Annotated in this window: 13 protein-coding genes; 7 read left to right on the top strand and 6 right to left on the bottom strand. The window is 41.2% G+C overall.

Translation table 11 applies throughout. The features are described from left to right. The first annotated feature begins 203 nt into the window (after nucleotides 1–203). Nucleotides 204–344 carry a hypothetical protein gene (locus tag V7K84_RS02190; protein ID WP_334835952.1) on the top strand — a complete coding sequence of 47 codons (141 nt, stop codon included), beginning with the start codon at nucleotides 204–206 and terminating at the stop codon, nucleotides 342–344. Here the strand turns inward: V7K84_RS02190 and V7K84_RS02185 are convergent. Both V7K84_RS02185 and V7K84_RS02180 read right to left on the bottom strand, forming a co-directional pair. After that, the gene (locus V7K84_RS02185) at nucleotides 332–637 is read right to left on the bottom strand and encodes a helix-turn-helix domain-containing protein (RefSeq protein ID WP_334835950.1); all 306 of its coding nucleotides are present in this window, start codon (nucleotides 635–637) and stop codon (nucleotides 332–334) included. The genes V7K84_RS02190 and V7K84_RS02185 overlap by 13 nt on opposite strands. Continuing rightward, on the bottom strand, nucleotides 634–993 hold the full coding sequence (locus V7K84_RS02180) for a type II toxin-antitoxin system RelE/ParE family toxin (RefSeq protein ID WP_334835948.1): 360 nt from the start codon (nucleotides 991–993) through the stop codon (nucleotides 634–636). Before V7K84_RS02180 ends, V7K84_RS02185 begins: the two co-directional genes overlap by 4 nt. 116 nt (nucleotides 994–1,109) lie before the next feature. Here V7K84_RS02180 and V7K84_RS02175 point away from each other — a divergent pair, with 116 nt between their 5' ends. From V7K84_RS02175 to V7K84_RS02155, 5 genes are all read left to right on the top strand, one after another. Further along, nucleotides 1,110–1,283, top strand: a complete 174-nt coding sequence (locus V7K84_RS02175) for a hypothetical protein (RefSeq protein WP_334835946.1) — start codon at nucleotides 1,110–1,112, stop codon at nucleotides 1,281–1,283. A 163-nt stretch (nucleotides 1,284–1,446) separates the two neighbouring features. Beyond that, nucleotides 1,447–2,760, top strand: coding sequence for an amino acid permease (locus tag V7K84_RS02170; RefSeq protein ID WP_334835944.1), 1,314 nt, complete (start codon nucleotides 1,447–1,449; stop codon nucleotides 2,758–2,760). 117 nt (nucleotides 2,761–2,877) lie between these two features. Beyond that, nucleotides 2,878–3,423: an RNA 2'-phosphotransferase gene (locus V7K84_RS02165; RefSeq protein WP_334835941.1), complete on the top strand. Its 546-nt coding sequence runs from the start codon at nucleotides 2,878–2,880 to the stop codon at nucleotides 3,421–3,423. Nucleotides 3,424–3,862: 439 nt separating this feature from the next. Continuing rightward, the gene (locus V7K84_RS02160) at nucleotides 3,863–5,080 is read left to right on the top strand and encodes a lipid-A-disaccharide synthase-related protein (RefSeq protein ID WP_334835939.1); all 1,218 of its coding nucleotides are present in this window, start codon (nucleotides 3,863–3,865) and stop codon (nucleotides 5,078–5,080) included. A 124-nt stretch (nucleotides 5,081–5,204) separates the two neighbouring features. After that, nucleotides 5,205–6,941 (top strand): ABC transporter ATP-binding protein, encoded by a 1,737-nt coding sequence (locus tag V7K84_RS02155; RefSeq protein WP_334835937.1) that lies wholly within the window; start codon nucleotides 5,205–5,207, stop codon nucleotides 6,939–6,941. Nucleotides 6,942–7,075: 134 nt separating this feature from the next. Here the strand turns inward: V7K84_RS02155 and V7K84_RS02150 are convergent, their stop codons facing one another. Continuing rightward, the gene (locus tag V7K84_RS02150) at nucleotides 7,076–8,284 is read right to left on the bottom strand and encodes a NupC/NupG family nucleoside CNT transporter (protein WP_334835935.1); all 1,209 of its coding nucleotides are present in this window, start codon (nucleotides 8,282–8,284) and stop codon (nucleotides 7,076–7,078) included. A gap of 255 nt (nucleotides 8,285–8,539) precedes the next feature. Here V7K84_RS02150 and V7K84_RS02145 point away from each other — a divergent pair, with 255 nt between their 5' ends. Continuing rightward, on the top strand, nucleotides 8,540–14,014 hold the full coding sequence (locus tag V7K84_RS02145; protein ID WP_334835933.1) for a trifunctional serine/threonine-protein kinase/ATP-binding protein/sensor histidine kinase: 5,475 nt from the start codon (nucleotides 8,540–8,542) through the stop codon (nucleotides 14,012–14,014). Between the two features lie 2 nt (nucleotides 14,015–14,016). Here V7K84_RS02145 and V7K84_RS02140 read toward each other — a convergent pair whose 3' ends face one another. From V7K84_RS02140 to V7K84_RS02130, 3 genes are all read right to left on the bottom strand, one after another. Next, complete coding sequence (locus tag V7K84_RS02140; protein WP_334835930.1) at nucleotides 14,017–14,871, bottom strand: hypothetical protein; 855 nt, start codon at nucleotides 14,869–14,871, stop codon at nucleotides 14,017–14,019. A gap of 215 nt (nucleotides 14,872–15,086) precedes the next feature. Then, complete coding sequence (locus tag V7K84_RS02135) at nucleotides 15,087–15,350, bottom strand: type II toxin-antitoxin system RelE family toxin (RefSeq protein WP_322665440.1); 264 nt, start codon at nucleotides 15,348–15,350, stop codon at nucleotides 15,087–15,089. After that, nucleotides 15,347–15,577, bottom strand: coding sequence for a hypothetical protein (locus V7K84_RS02130; protein WP_069068837.1), 231 nt, complete (start codon nucleotides 15,575–15,577; stop codon nucleotides 15,347–15,349). The genes V7K84_RS02135 and V7K84_RS02130 overlap by 4 nt, the downstream gene beginning before the upstream one ends. Nucleotides 15,578–15,693: the final 116 nt, after the last annotated feature.

Here is a 15,693-nt window from a genome sequence, read left to right as displayed (position 1 = left end):
CTTAAATGAGAACTCAAACCCCAGTTTGAGAACTCAATATTAGCTTTTGCGTACTAAATATACTTAAATGAGAACTCAAACCCCAGTTTGAGAACTCAATATTAGCTTTTGCGTACTAAATATACTTAAATGAGAACTCAAACCCCAGTTTGAGAACACAAATCGCGTTATGAGAAGTTTTCAATTTATTACCCCTCGCGGGGATGGAAAAATTGAGCGCAGTTGTCAGTGCGATATCTTCGATGGGCTTCGCCTACGCATCCGCTACTTTACTACAGGCGATCGCACTTGTGATGATGGGGTTGATGTGGCGACGCTCACCAGTCGAATATCAATCAAACTGAGAAATCACAACCTCTCGATCGGGAAAACGCGCTATGATTGTCAGACTTCCGCCAAGAGATTTAATGTATCGAGAGAGGGTGGATATTTGAATATCATCCTGATGCTCAATTTTTGAAAGTGCCGATTGTACCACTCCCATATTTTTCGCGACATCGCTTTGTGTATGTCCAAGGGACTCTCGAAGTTCAGAAAGTGTCAATTTGAGCAATGCAAGGTTTGCTTGCATCTCACTTTCTGCCTGTTGTTCAGGAGTCATTTTTTTACGAAGTTCTTTAAATGGCTTCGTCTTCATAGGAACCCTTCTGTTTTTAATTCTTCTAAATGTTCGTCATACAACGTATCTGCTTTTGGCACATTCTCCTCGTACCAGCGATCGTCTCCTCCCTTGTTTCCTCCAAGAAGAAGAATGGCGACTCTCCTTAGATCAAATGCATAGAGTATTCGGTACGGTTCTCCTCTGTGTTGCACCCTCAACTCTCTCATGTGGGAATGACGTGAGCCGTTTATTTTTGAACTGTAGGGAAAAGGAAGTTCTGGCCCCCGCGCCTCAAGTAGTCGCACTACTGTATCTATTGCAACTTGGGTGCTGTCGTCTAGCTCAACCCACCACATTTCAAACTCGTTTGTGAATTCTACCTCCCACGTCATTATTACTTATACATATTTTCACGAGAATATCACCTTTAACTCATATTATGACTGTATCTGTGCAGAGGCAAGTAAACAAAGAATATTCTTAAACTTGGCGATGTCTACGACGGGCTATGACGCTCGATGACTCGCTACCGTTTCTCTACGAGACGCTACGCGTAGCTTGCTTCTCCGTTCGCGTAGCGTTCCGCAGGAAAGGAGTACGCTATCGGCGTCGCACTCCTGTTCTGTCTCCTTCTAACGGTACAATTTCTCTGGGTTTTTCTCTGCGTGGTCTATTTGATTAATAAAGTGCTACAAGTGACATTTATACTTTAAAAATTGTGTTGATAATGAAGTAGCGATCGCTTATTTAGCAGAAAATTTGCTTGAAAAACCAAGAAAATCAGGGCTTTTACGAATAATATTTACGTATGTTAATATTGTTTGGTTTAGGTACGGATATTCAGTATGGTTCCCATAAAGACCGTTCTAAAAAATTCAGAGCAAGTCACTCAGTTGTTTTCTCATCTCGAATTTGATGGCAAAAAACTCAATCATCAACCGGGTAGTGTATTGGGAAGTAGTGCATTGATTGCAGGAACCACTGTTGGGGCTGGGATTCTCGCTCTACCAGCCGTTACCCTGCCATCGGGTATTGTGCCATCCACATCTGGACTAATTGCTGTTTGGCTCTACGCCTTAGTGTCAGGGTTATTGGTTGCAGAAGTTACCTTAAACACGATGCGAACAGAAGGGCTTTCAAGTATAGGTTTTTTAGGAGTTGTTGAGAAGATCCTTGGTAAGGTGGGAGCGCGAATTGCTGGCGGTGCATATTTATTCATGCATTATGCTCTCTTGGTGGCATACATCACCGAAGGCGGAGAGATTTTAGGAGTGGCGGTGGCAAAAGTCTGGGGTATGCAGATATTGCCGACGTGGGTGGGCACAATGGCTTTCACGCTCTTATTTGGTGGCATTATGTATCTTGGGCGAGAAAAGTTTATTGAGAAATTAAACAGCGCCTTTGTCGGAATTGTCATCGTTTCTTTCTTAGGACTATTATTTCTGGGAGGAAGACATATTCAAAGTGCCCAACTATTATTTCAAAACTGGAGTGCCCTTGGTAGTGCCATTTCAGTGATGTCTGTGGCGCTGTTTTTCCAAAACGTTGTGCCATTGGTTGTGACGCAACTCGAAGGGGATGCCCGCAAAATTCGTCAGTCCATCTTTATTGGTTCTGTGATTCCTCTAATTATGTTCTTGGCGTGGAATGCCGTAATTTTAGGAAGCGTCAGTCCCGATATGCTAGATAGCACATCTGGTACAAGTGTTTTCGATCCACTACAAATTCTCCGAGGAGGTAGTGCAGGGCAATGGTTAGGAGTGCTAGTATCCATTTTTTCAGAGTTTGCGATCGTCACATCATTCATTGGATTTGTGTACGGGTTGCTGGATTTGTTCAAAGATATTTTCCTGCCTGCACAGTGGCAACTTTCTAGCCGCTTACCCCTCTATTCGCTGGTTCTTTTCCCGCCGATGACTCTGGGAACGCTTAACCCCAGCATCTTTTTTACTGCCCTAGATTACACTGGAACATTTAGTATTTCAGTTCTAGGTGGAATTATTCCGGCGTTAATGAGTTGGAAGCAACGTCAAGAACAAGAAAACTCAGATAGCACAAATCAACCACTCGTTCCTGGTGGAAAGGTGACACTCATTGCGATCGTTGGAGTGGCATTAGCTATGATGGGAAGACAAATTATGTCAATTTACACCAAATAAAACCATCAATAAAAATTATGTGCTACAAAAAACTATAATTGTAGTATAAAGATGCTAACCACAATTAAACTGCAACATCAGAGTCAAATGACAAATGACAAATGACTACTTAATCAAATGAGTGATTCTCGACTCGTCAAAATCAGCAAATATCTCAGCAAATATCTGCGACATACGCCAGATGCCATTGGCATTAAACTTGCTCCTGGTGGTTGGGTTGCTGTTGATGACTTACTTACCGCTTGCGCTCAAAATAAGTTTCCGATTACCCGCCAGGAATTACAGGTGGTAGTTGAATTCAACGAGAAACAACGCTTTTCTTTTGATTCTACAGGTAATCTTATTCGTGCAAACCAAGGACATAGTGTAAAAGTCGATTTACAATTAGAAGCTGTTGTTCCTCCAGATCGGCTTTATCATGGCACGGGACGCAAATCTGTAGAGTTAATTCTGCAAACAGGACTTTGCAAAATGTCGCGGCATCATGTCCATTTATCAAGGGATATAGAAACAGCACAAACTGTTGGTGCCAGGCATGGAAAACCAGTGGTTTTTGCTGTAAATACTGCGGCAATGCATCAGGCAGGTTATATCTTCTATTGTTCGGCTAATGGTGTTTGGTTAGTCGATTGTGTGCCACCTGAGTATCTACAAAGAATTTGAATTTTAACAAAATAGAATATTGAACAGGTATTTGCAAATAATTTACATAATGCGGAAGTTGCAACAATTATTGCATATTGGAATTGAACTCAGATCGATAGACCTATTGCACAAATACAAAATTTGCCCTTACCCTAAATCCCTCTCCCATTTTTGGGAGAGGGATTTAGGGTGAAAGCTCATTGATTCATGCAAGAAGTCTAATGTACCCATAGCGCTTGTACTCCTAATACTGTATTCTCTGATAGATTAGCGTTTGCAAAACCAGGGATTAGCAGTAATTCCATTCCGGTTTACACCTGAAAAAGTAACTTTGTAGATTTGTCTATAAAATTACAAACTCTCAATAGTAAAAATACTATCAATCTCTTAGCCTACTCACCCAATGTAGGTTAAAAATCTCACCAAACAAGCATTTTAGATTTATCCAAACCCCAAGATGCCTTCTAAGCGAATCTTGTTTATCAGTAACGGCCACGGAGAGGACAACCACACCTCTCATGTTATTCAGACCCTGCGCCAATTGTCTCCTTCGATTGAGATGGCGGCAATGCCAATTGTGGGAGAAGGAAAAGCTTACCGCAGCTTGGACATTCCCATTATTGGGCCCACACAAGTAATGCCCTCTGGCGGATTCTTTTACATGAAACGCCTCTATATGCTCAAAGATTTTCAATCGGGATTGATTGGGTTAACGTGGCAACAATTACAAGCGGTGTTGCAGTATGCTCCCAACTGCGATTTAATTATGTCTACTGGGGATTTTGTCTCCCAGACATTTGCTTACTTAACAAAGCGTCCCTTCGTTTCGTTTATCTCTTGTCTTTCTGCCCTCTATGAAGGGCAATTGCGTATCAATCCACTGCTGTGGCACGACCTTAATTCTTCCCGATGTCTGGCAGTTTTTACTAGAGATTCCTATACAGCTTCCGATCTCCAACGGCAAGGTATAGCTAAGGCTAGGTTTGGTGGGATTCCGGCTTTAGATCGGGTTGTCCCCACTGGCAAAGACTTGTACCTGAAACCGGATATTCCTGCGATCGCAATCTTACCAGGATCGCGGATGCCGGAAGCCGCGCGAAATTTCAGTTTGCAGTTGCAACTGGTGATAGAAATCGCCAAGGTGATGCCTGAGTCAGGATTCCAGTTTCGCGCTGCCTTAGTACCAAATTTGATGGAGCAATTAGACGACATTGCTAAAAGTCAAGGTTGGCAACTGAATCAAGGCATACTCACCTATTATCCTCCAGGAAGTTCTGCTGCGGAATCACCGCTTGTAGAAGTGAGATGTTACTCAGATGCCTTCAGTGATATTTTGTATTACTCTACCCTCGTCATTGGTATGGCAGGGTTGGCAGTGGATCTAGCTGTAGCGATGGGGAAACCGATCATCCAGATTCCCGGAGAGGGCCCTCAATTTACCTATCAATTTGCAGAAGCGCAAACGCGGCTGTCGGGCATTTCGGCTCAAACCATCGGCACTAAGCCAGCAACCCCTGAGATTCTCAAGCAAGCAGCTAACCGAGTAGTCGAAACTTTAGAAGATTCAGACTACCTCGCTAAGTGCAAAGTAAATGGCCCTGAGCGATTTGGCCCACCCGGCGCATCTGAGAGAATTGCCCGCTTTCTACTAAACTCTCTAGGAGAAACTGAGTAGAATATTGCGTCAGAATTCAGGAGTCGGCACGGTTGGGTAACATGGTGTGGTAGGCTAACGCCGTAATGCATCTCAATTCTGAATCCTGACTCCTGACTCCTGACTCCTGAATTCTTACTTACCTATGAAAGTCCGCTCTAGTTACTGGCAACTGTTGCCTTATCTCTGGCCCCAATGGCCGCTGTTAATTCGGGGATTAGCTTGTATCTTAGGATTTGTGTTATTCACCGTAGCAGTGCCCTATTTAGCAGGTCAGGTCGCTTTTAATCTTGGTCAGGGAAATGTTAACCAGATTGCCTACTGGCTCGGACTAGCCACTTTGGTATTTTTTGTTCGAGGGCTTTGTCAATACGGGCAGAATGTCTTTATGATCGCTGCTACTCTGAACATGGTTTTAAACTTGCGTAAGCGGGTTTATGCTCACCTGCACAAACTTGGATTAGATTACTTTGAAACGACACAGACGGGAGACCTGACTTATCGTCTAACTGAAGATATCGATCGCGTCGGCGAAATTGTAGACAAGTTATCCCATCAGTTTCTTTCCAATTTGTTGCAGTTAATTGCGATTCCCATTTACATGCTCTACCTGAATTGGCCGCTCACTCTTGCGGGTTTGATTTTGGCTCCTTTAATGGCTTGGTTGATCGGGCAATTTGGTCAGCGATTACTCGTGCTATCTCGCCAGAGCCAAAATCAGGTTTCCAATTTGTCGGCGATGCTAACTGAAGTATTTAGCGGAATTCGCGTCGTTCAAGCTTTTGCAGCCCAAGAATATGAAGTGAAGCGATTCAATAAAGAAGCAGAAATCAATCGCCAAGCTAAGTATCGCGCTTTACAACTCAAATCCATTCAATTTCCCGTTGTCGGTTTTTTGGAAGCAGTTAGTATTATACTGCTGTTTTTATTAGGAGGATGGCAGATTTCTCAGGGACAACTGACATCTCAAGGGTTTATCAGTTTCTTAGCTGCTGTGGCTTTACTGATTCAGCCAATCGACATGCTGATTAGCAATTACAACGAGTACAAACAGACCGAAGCTTCTGTTGAACGCATCTTTGAACTGATGGCGAAGGAACCTAGTATCAGCGAAAAATCGAATGCTCAGGCAATGCCACGAGTTATGGGCAAGGTAGAGTATCGTCATGTCGATTTCGCCTATAATCCCGACCAGCCAGTTCTTAAGGATCTTTGCCTGAACGCTTCTCCTGGTGATGTGATTGCCTTGGTTGGTTCTTCTGGAGCAGGCAAATCGACGTTAATTAACCTTTTACTTCGCTTTTATGACCCTCAGAGGGGTCAAATTCTAGTTGACGATCTTGATATCCGTGATGTCACACTTACCAGCTTGCGCCATCAAATTGGCATTGTTCCCCAAGATGTTACGCTTTTTTCAGGAACCATCGCTGAAAATATCGGTTACGGTCAAGAAGAATTAGATTTAGCAGCGATTCAGGAAGCAGCCAAGATTGCCAACGCTCACTCCTTTATCACCCAATTTTCTCAGGGTTATCATACCTGGGTGGGAGAGCGTGGAGTTAACCTATCGGGAGGACAACGCCAAAGATTAGCGATCGCCAGAGCAGTTGCCAACGATCCTCGAATTCTCATCCTGGATGAGGCCACCTCTGCCCTCGATTCTGAATCAGAAGCACTAGTTCAAGAAGCACTAGAACGAGTGATGCAAAATCGTACCGTGTTTATTATCGCCCATCGGTTGAGCAGCGTTCGTCGAGCTGACTGCATTCTCGTCATCGAACAAGGAGAGGTGGTTGAAGCTGGTACTCACACCTCCCTATTGTCTCAAGAAGGACGGTATGCCCGTTTTTACGCCCAACAGTTCTACTCTACAGATGAGTAGTAGTCTGTCAATAAATGAGTAATGAGTAATGAGTAATGAGTAATGAGTGATGAGTAATACCCATTATTTATTACTCATTACTTTAAAATTAAAGACAGTTGGAGTCGGCGATTTATCGCGTTTCTCTAACTTTTTCAAATCAATACCCCAGCAATACAAGCGGTGATAAAACTCGCTAACAATCCAGCAATCATTGACCTTACACCCATGCGAGCTAAGTCATGCTGGCGATTAGGTGCTATCCCCGCAATGCCACCAATGGTAATACCAATTGAACCGATATTTGCAAAATTACATAATGCGTAAGTTGTAATAATTACTGCCCGTTGAGAAATTTTTCCACTTTCAATTAGTGCCTTCAAATCCAAAAAAGCAATAAACTCATTCAAAATTGTTTTTGTACCCAATAAAGCCCCAACTTGGCGACAATCAGCCCAAGGTATGCCCATTAGCCACGCCACGGGAGCCATCAGAAAAGACAAAATCCACTGTAATGAGAGTTGCTGTAAGCCCACAAATGCCCCTAACCATCCCAAAAGTGCATTCAGGGCAGCCAATAACCCTAAAAAGGCGATAATCATCACCCCAACATTAACTGCTAGTTTCACGCCGTCAATTGCTCCGGTGGTAGCAGCATCAATTACATTTACATAATTGGTTTCTATATATGCTTTTGCTTTGCCAGCCGTCTCTGATACTTCTGTTTCTGGGTAAAGTAATTTTGATACCACCAACGAAGTGGGAGCAGTCATAAAGAAAGCAGCAATCAGGTGTTCTGCTGGGATGCCAAAAGAAAGATACGCTCCTAGTACTCCCGCCGCAATTGTGGCAAAACCACCCGTCATCACCGCATGGAGTTCCGATTGCGTCATATTCGCTATATAAGGTTTAACCATCAGCGCCGACTCTGTTGGCCCCAAAAAGATGTTACCTGCACAAGATAAAGATTCAGAACCCGATGTTTTCATCGTTTTCATCATTACCCACGCCATCACATTTACGACTCGTTGTAAAATGCCGTAGTAATACAAGACGCTGATGAAGGCAGAGAAAAAGATAATTGTCGGCAGCACTTGGAAAGCAAAGAAATGATCCTTAAAATTTTCTCCAAAGACAAATTTTGCACCAACATCAGAAAATGCTAGAAATTGGCCGACAATATCCCCCAGAGATTTAAACACAGTTAAACCCCAAGCAGTTTTAAGAATCACTAGTGCAAACACAAACTCCAATCCCAAACCCCACGCCACTATTCGCCAACGCACCGCACGACGATTAACAGAGAAGGCGTAGGATATACTGAGAAAAACTAAAATTCCCAACGCAGAGATGGCGCGTTCCATGATTACTCCTGAAAAGGTATTGTTAAGGCACTTAGTCACAGAGCATACACAAAATCTGCCTTTTTTTGGGGTTTTTTAGTCAATTACTAGAGTTTTGATGCCGTAAATAAGAATTTAGCGATGTCTACGACGGGCTACGCCTACGCACATTCATATCTTGTTACAAAATAGTCTTCCCAAACCTTAAGCACATTTGTATTAATAGGAACAATCAATATAAACAGGAAAAAATTAACTTGGAGGGAAAAGAGAACTATGGTGGCACTGACCGGTTATCAAATACATGAGCTAATTTATTCGGGATCTAAAACCCTAGTGCATCGCGGTATTAGAGAATCAGATAAAAAGCCAGTAGTAATTAAACTGTTGCGGCGTGAGTATCCCACATTTTATGAACTGGTGCGATTCCGCAATCAGTACACCATTGCGAAAAATCTAGATATTGATGGAATTATCAAAACTTATAGTCTAGAGAACTATCAAAACAGCTATGCCTTAGTTATGGAAGACTTGGGTGGCATTTCTCTCCAAGAAGAGATGCCGAAGTGGGGAGACAAGGGGATGGGAGCAACTGCTGATGGGTTGCAGGCATTTTTTCATATTGCTTTGCAAATTGTCTCAATTCTTGATGGACTGTATCACAATCGGGTGATTCACAAAGACATCAAACCCGCCAATATTTTGATTAACCCCACCACAAAAGACATAAGACTGATCGATTTTAGCATTGCCTCCTTACTTTCCAGAGAAACGCAAACTCTGACTAATCCAAATATTCTAGAAGGGACATTAGCATACCTTTCTCCCGAACAAACTGGACGAATGAACCGAGGAATTGACTATCGCAGCGACTTTTATTCCTTGGGTGTCACCTTTTTTGAACTCCTCACTGGAGAGTTACCTTTTATCACAGATGAACCGATGGAGTTGGTGTATTGTCACTTGGCAAAACTTCCTCCACAGGTACATAGTCTCAATCCCAACATTCCGCCAATTCTGTCTGAAATTATCGGCAAACTGATGGCAAAAAATGCCGAAGATAGGTATCAGAGTGCATTGGGGTTGAAGTATGACTTAGAAATTTGCTGGCGTCAGTGGCGAGAAACTGGCAGGATCGATCTGTTTGAGTTAGGAGTGCGGGATATTTGCGATCGCTTCATCATCCCAGAAAAGCTCTATGGTCGGCAAGCAGAAGTAGAAAACTTACTCGCAGCATTTGATAGAGTAGCTAACCCCCCTGAATCACCTCTTGGTAAGGGGGGACTAAGGGGGGTAGAAATGATTTTAGTAGCAGGTTTCTCTGGTATTGGTAAAACTGCCGTTGTTAACGAAGTTCATAAACCCATTGTGCGACAACGGGGTTATTTTATCAAAGGGAAATATGACCAATTCCAACGCAACATTCCCTTGGGAGCTTTTGTCCAAGCATTTCGAGATTTAATGAGGCAATTACTTAGTGAAAGCGATGCTCAACTTGAACAATGGAAAGCCGCAATTTTAACAGCTTTGGGTGAAAATGCTCAGGTAATTATCGAAGTTATTCCCGAACTAGAAAAAATTATTGGGCAACAACCGCCAGTATCTGAACTTTCAGGGACTGCTGGACAAAATCGTTTCAATTTACTGTTTCAGAAATTTATCCAAGTTTTTACAACCAAAGAACATCCTTTAGTGATGTTTATCGATGATTTGCAATGGGCAGATTCAGCATCTTTGAAGTTGATGCAATTGCTGATGAGTGAAGCTGAAATTCACTATATGTTAGTTATTGGTACTTATCGCGATAATGAAGTTTATCCAGGACATCCGTTATTATTGACATTAGAAGAAATTCATAAATATAGAGATTGTCTTAATACTATTACGTTAGCAAATCTTAATCGCACAGATGTCAATCATCTAATTAATGATACTCTTAAATGTAACCTAACAATTACCCAAAATCTCACAGATTTAATATATCAAAAAACTCAAGGAAACCCCTTATTCACTAATCAATTCCTCAAATTCCTGCACGAAGAGAAGTTAATTAACTATAACTTTGATATGGGTCATTGGCAATGTGACATTGCTCAGATTAAAGCATTAACATTTACTAATGATTTGGTAGAGTTTATGGTGCTTCAGTTGCAGAAGTTACCAGAAGCAACTCAAAAAGTTTTGCAGCTTGCAGCTTCTATTGATAATCAGTTTGACTTAGCAACTCTCGCAATTGTCCATGAAAAATCTCTATCAGAGACAGCAGCAGACCTATGGAAAGCTTTGCAAGAAGGTTTGGTCATCCCTACAACTGAAGTTTACAAGTTTTATCAACAGGAATTAGAAGAATCTATAATTACTTCTGATTCTTCGATGCTCAATTCTACTTCCTGCTCCTACAAGTTTTTGCACGACCGCGTTCAACAAGCTGCTTATTCTCTAATTCCTGAAAATCAAAAGCAGACAGTACACCTCAAAATTGGGCGATTAATGTTGAGAAATATCTCGCTTGAAGAACGCGAAGAACATTTGTTTAAATTAGTCAATCAGTTAAACTTAGGAGTTGAATTAATTACTCAATCAGAGGAACGAGAAGAACTGGCAAAATTAAACCTAACCGCAAGTCATAAAGCCAAAATTTCGACTGCTTATGAAGCCGCTGTAGAATACACAAATTTTGGAATTAAGTTACTCACAGAAGATTGTTGGCAACATCAGTATGAGTTGGCATTAACACTATACTCAACCTCTGCCGAAGTCGCCCATCTTAACGGTGATTTTGAACAGACGGAACAATGTATACAAGTAATATTACAACATGGCAAAACACCGATCGATCAAGTCAAAGCCTACGAAGTCAGAATCTTATCTCAGGTAGCACAAAACAGAATGTGGGAAGCTATAAAAACGGGACTCCATGTTCTCAAAATATTGGGAATAGAACTGCCCGAACAGCCAACACCAGAAGATATTAACCGCGGACTACAGGAGACACAATTAGCTTTAGATGGTAAATCTATTGAAGGGTTACTAGAGTTAAAATTAATGACTGAGCCAGATAAGTTAGCAGCCATGAATATTTTGACAAATATTGCTGCTGCTGCTTATCTAGTTATCCCAGAACTCTATCCCTTAATATTATTTAAACAGGTTAATTTATCCCTCAATTATGGAAATACTGCTAATTCGCTTTATGGATATTCATCTTATGGGCTGATTCTTGGCGGGATTGTAGGAGATATTGATTCAGGTTATCAATTCGGTCAACTAAGTCTAAAACTATTAGATAAATTAAATGCTAAAGAATTCATTGCTAAAACATATATGATTGTTTATGGCTGTTTGAATCATTGGAAGAAGCATCTTAATGAACTTTTACTTCCTATCCAATCAGCTTATTATAGCGGAGTAGAAATAGGAGATTTAGAATTTGCAGGTTACTGTGCATGTAATTATTCTTTGAGTTCATATTTTGCTGGTAAAGAATTATCTTCTCTAGCACAGGAAATAGGAAATTATAGTCAAGGACTCGCACAAATTCGTCAAGAACCATCCTTACATAAAAATGAACTCTATCGGCAAGTAGTGCTTAACTTACTCTCAAAAAATCAAAACCCTTGCCGCTTAATCGGTGATGCTTACAATGAAGAAACCATGTTGCCGCTTCATCTCCAAGGCAACGATCAAACTATGATTTGTTCGTTGTATTTTAATAGATTGGTTCTTTGTTATTTATTTGCTGACTATACTCATGCTATTGAAAATGCTGATTTAGTACAGAATTATTTAGAAAGTCTTCTTGGAAGTATTATCCTTGCTCTATTTCATTTCTATGATTCTCTGAGCCAATTAGCCGTATATTATGATGCTTCTGAAGATAAGCAAGTATTAATTCTCAAAAGGGTTACAGCCAATCAGGAAAAAATCCAGAACTGGGCGCATCATGCGCCGATGAATCATTTACATAAGTTTTATTTAGTGGAGGCTGAACGCTATCGCATTCTCGGCGAATATATTCAAGCAATGGAAATGTACGATCGCGCCATTCAAGGAGCAAAAGAAAACGAATATATCCAAGAAGAAGCTCTTGCTCACGAACTCGCTGCCAAATTTTATTTAGGATGGGGTAAAGAGCAAATTGCCCAAACCTATCTGATAAATGCTTACTACTGCTATGTTCGTTGGGGCGCTAAAGCCAAAGTTTATGATTTAGAAAAACTTTATCCTCAATTACTCGCCCCGATTCTCCAATCGGAAACAATTCGCCTCCATTCCACAGAAATAGCATCTACTCTCCATAAGAAAATGCCTCTGTCTAGTTTTAATACTGGTGCAACAATTTCATCTAGTAGCACCGGCATTTCCGAAGCTTTAGATTTAGCAAGTGTTCTGAAAGCCTCTCAAGCACTATCTAGCGAAATTCATTTAGAAAAGTTGTTCTCGACATTAATGCAAGTGGTGATGGAGAATACCGGAGCCAAAAAATCTGCTTTAATTTTACTCAAGGATAATATTTGGGCGATCGAAGCAATCGCAACATTCCAGAAAGCGCCAACTATTCTGCAATCTATTCCCATTGAGTTGAGTCAAGATATCCCTCTAACTCCAATTAACTATGTCAAACGCACCTTAGAAACATTAGTAATTGATGATGCAACTGCGAACAATTCCTTCACCTCCGACTCCTACATTATCCGACAACAACCCAAGAGTTTACTGTGTACCCCCATTCTCCATCAAGGGAAGTTAATCGGCATCCTTTACTTAGAAAATAATCTCATTGCTGGAGTATTTACCCATGATAGACTCCAAGTAATCAACCTATTGTGTTCGCAAGCTGCCATATCTTTAGAAAATGCTTCTCTTTATCAGCGATCGCAAGAGAATGCCCAAGAATTAGAACACTCACTTACAGATTTAAAACAAATGCAACTACAACTGGTGCAAAGTGAGAAAATGTCAGCATTAGGTAATTTAGTTGCAGGTGTAGCCCACGAAATCAACAATCCTGTAGGCTTTATTGCAGGTAATATTCAGCCTGCTGTTGATTTGGTTGAAGATTTGTTTAACCTCATCGAGCTTTATCAAGAAAAGTTTCCGAATCCAGGTGTAGAAATTGAAGAAGAAATTGCCGAAATTGACCTAGAATATATCCGAGAAGATTTGCCAAAAATGATTTCTTCGATGAAATTAGGTATTGACCGAATTCGGAGTATTAGCAATAGCTTGCGAACCTTTTCTAGGGCAGATACAGAAAACAAAGTTGCTTTTAATATTCACGATGGTATCGATAGTGCAATTTTGATTCTGAAGCATCGCTTAAAAGCATCAGAATTACATCCAGAGATTAAAATTGTGAAAAAATACGGGGATATATCTTTAGTAAAATGTTTTCCTGGACAACTGAATCAAGTATTTATGAATTTATTGGCAAATGCCATTGATGCTTTAGAGGAGTCTAATGTTGGACGTAGTTTTCATGACATTAATAATACAATTGAAATTAAAACTTGTTTTAGTGAAGACAAACATCACGTTTTAATTTACATTCAAGATAATGGTATGGGAATGTCTGATGAAGTTAAACAAAAGATTTTTGACCATTTATTTACAACTAAATCTGTCGGTAAAGGTACAGGATTAGGATTAGCGATCGCACGGCAAATTATTGTAGAAAAACATAGCGGTACTCTGGAAGTTAATTCTGTACAGGGAGAAGGTACAGAATTTGTGATTCAAATTCCGATTTAAAACTACGCCTCTTGGCGCGGGTAGCCAAAGCTAAGATGGCTGCCAATGAGCGTGTAGAAGTCATTTGGCGCGTGTGCAGCACCCCCTGCACAACCCGGAACTTTGCACTTATCGCTAACAGTTTGGGCGACTTTAGAAAGCTCACTGGTGTGTGGTGTCATGTCCCATCCTTCGCCACCATAGCTTGTGGTTTTTTCAATGTTATGCAAAACGATCGCTTCCAGCTGCCAACCATTGATTTTACACTCGCCCAAGCGATAAATTTTAGACAATGCTGGATCTGATAAAGCTAAACGTAATTCCCTTTCTATTTGTACAAAATCAGGCTTTTCGGGCTGCATCTGTAAGTAAGCAAGCAATTCTGCGGCTGATGTGCCAGTTCTAAAAAACACCAATGCGTAACCGTCTCCTCCAGAAACGATACTCCAATCAACTAAAGTGAGTTCTGGTGACTGCGCCAGCGCCACAATCAATGAGGTGTCAGTTTGGTTATCTGTGCCAGTTATCCCACCATAACCAGACTCGATGCCAAAATTGCGATCGCAAACACCAATGATTTGCCAGACATAGTGTGCAACAGTAACTATAGGTTCATCTCTTTGTATACCCGACATAACTTCAGCATAGTTGCTCTGGTCAACATACAAATCGTAAGAACCTGGAGTATTGGAGTTTCCACATGGCGCATTGATTAATTTGCCAACAAAGTGGCAACGTTTAAAGCCAGACAGTGGATGCTGGCGCACCAAAGCAGCAAGGCGTTCAGCATCAGACGGAGCAAAAGTGGCACTGAAATAGTAATGAGGCCCTTGTCCGCACTCTTTGATTTCCCAGAACCAATCCTGAAATGTACTCACTATGTAAAGATACACACAACTACATAACGATCAAGATAACTGGTAGTAGATAACATTGAACACCCACGATATAATCTCTAGGCGATCGGGTGCAGTGATTTGTTAGCTAGCATTGGGTTCATCAGGATCTTCATCAACATGAATCGGCTAGCAGATTATACTTGCGATGCTGTTCTTGGGCAAACTCATAAAAAAATCGGACTACATATACAGACTCACCCAAAGAAACGCTCATAATTGTCATGACTACCGATCCAAAACCATGTCACTGTATCTCCTTCCAAAACTCCAAGTGCTCGATAGCCTCGTGTTACCCTCACTGACCAAATCCCCTCCTGACTGTTGATGCACTTGAAATGTAAAGACGGGTGAAATGGATTCTCTGCCCAAAGCCGATATGCTTTCCTGGCACTTTGCCTAATTTCATTGCTCAACTGTCGATACTCAAACCAAAAGGAAGGAAGTACTGCTGACTTCATAGCTGGTCGTAGTTCATTGCAGTGGCTTGTCCCTCTGCAATTTCTTGTTTGGCAAGTTTTGCAGCAGCAATAAGTTTTGATTGTGTTCTCTGGAACGATTCATTCCATGTTATTTCATCTTGTAGATCATCAATGTATTCCCGCAGATGCTCTGCAATTCGATCTTGTACCTCAATGGGTAAAGACTCCATCATTTTGATTACGGTGGTAATTGCTGTTGATGACATAGTGAATTGCTCTCACGCAACGCTTTGCTCTTAAAGCTAACACCAATCGCCTTCTATTCATCAAACTCTCATGCCTGACGACATCATTGACTCTAACCCAAACACAATGAGCAAGT

This window comes from Nostoc sp. (assembly GCF_036917315.1).
GTDB lineage: Bacteria > Cyanobacteriota > Cyanobacteriia > Cyanobacteriales > Nostocaceae > Nostoc.
The sequence above is the reverse complement of the archived record's forward strand: the minus strand, read 5'-3'. Positions and strand labels throughout refer to the sequence as shown.

What these genes read in the sequence shown, in the direction of transcription:
- V7K84_RS02190 (WP_334835952.1), top strand. Translation starts at nt 204, where the DNA reads ATGGAAAAATTGAGCGCAGTTGTCAGTGCGATATCTTCGATGGGCTTC.
- V7K84_RS02185 (WP_334835950.1), bottom strand. Translation starts at nt 637, where the DNA reads ATGAAGACGAAGCCATTTAAAGAACTTCGTAAAAAAATGACTCCTGAA.
- V7K84_RS02180 (WP_334835948.1), bottom strand. Translation starts at nt 993, where the DNA reads ATGACGTGGGAGGTAGAATTCACAAACGAGTTTGAAATGTGGTGGGTT.
- V7K84_RS02175 (WP_334835946.1), top strand. Translation starts at nt 1,110, where the DNA reads ATGACGCTCGATGACTCGCTACCGTTTCTCTACGAGACGCTACGCGTA.
- V7K84_RS02170 (WP_334835944.1), top strand. Translation starts at nt 1,447, where the DNA reads ATGGTTCCCATAAAGACCGTTCTAAAAAATTCAGAGCAAGTCACTCAG.
- V7K84_RS02165 (WP_334835941.1), top strand. Translation starts at nt 2,878, where the DNA reads ATGAGTGATTCTCGACTCGTCAAAATCAGCAAATATCTCAGCAAATAT.
- V7K84_RS02160 (WP_334835939.1), top strand. Translation starts at nt 3,863, where the DNA reads ATGCCTTCTAAGCGAATCTTGTTTATCAGTAACGGCCACGGAGAGGAC.
- V7K84_RS02155 (WP_334835937.1), top strand. Translation starts at nt 5,205, where the DNA reads ATGAAAGTCCGCTCTAGTTACTGGCAACTGTTGCCTTATCTCTGGCCC.
- V7K84_RS02150 (WP_334835935.1), bottom strand. Translation starts at nt 8,284, where the DNA reads ATGGAACGCGCCATCTCTGCGTTGGGAATTTTAGTTTTTCTCAGTATA.
- V7K84_RS02145 (WP_334835933.1), top strand. Translation starts at nt 8,540, where the DNA reads ATGGTGGCACTGACCGGTTATCAAATACATGAGCTAATTTATTCGGGA.
- V7K84_RS02135 (WP_322665440.1), bottom strand. Translation starts at nt 15,350, where the DNA reads ATGAAGTCAGCAGTACTTCCTTCCTTTTGGTTTGAGTATCGACAGTTG.
- V7K84_RS02130 (WP_069068837.1), bottom strand. Translation starts at nt 15,577, where the DNA reads ATGTCATCAACAGCAATTACCACCGTAATCAAAATGATGGAGTCTTTA.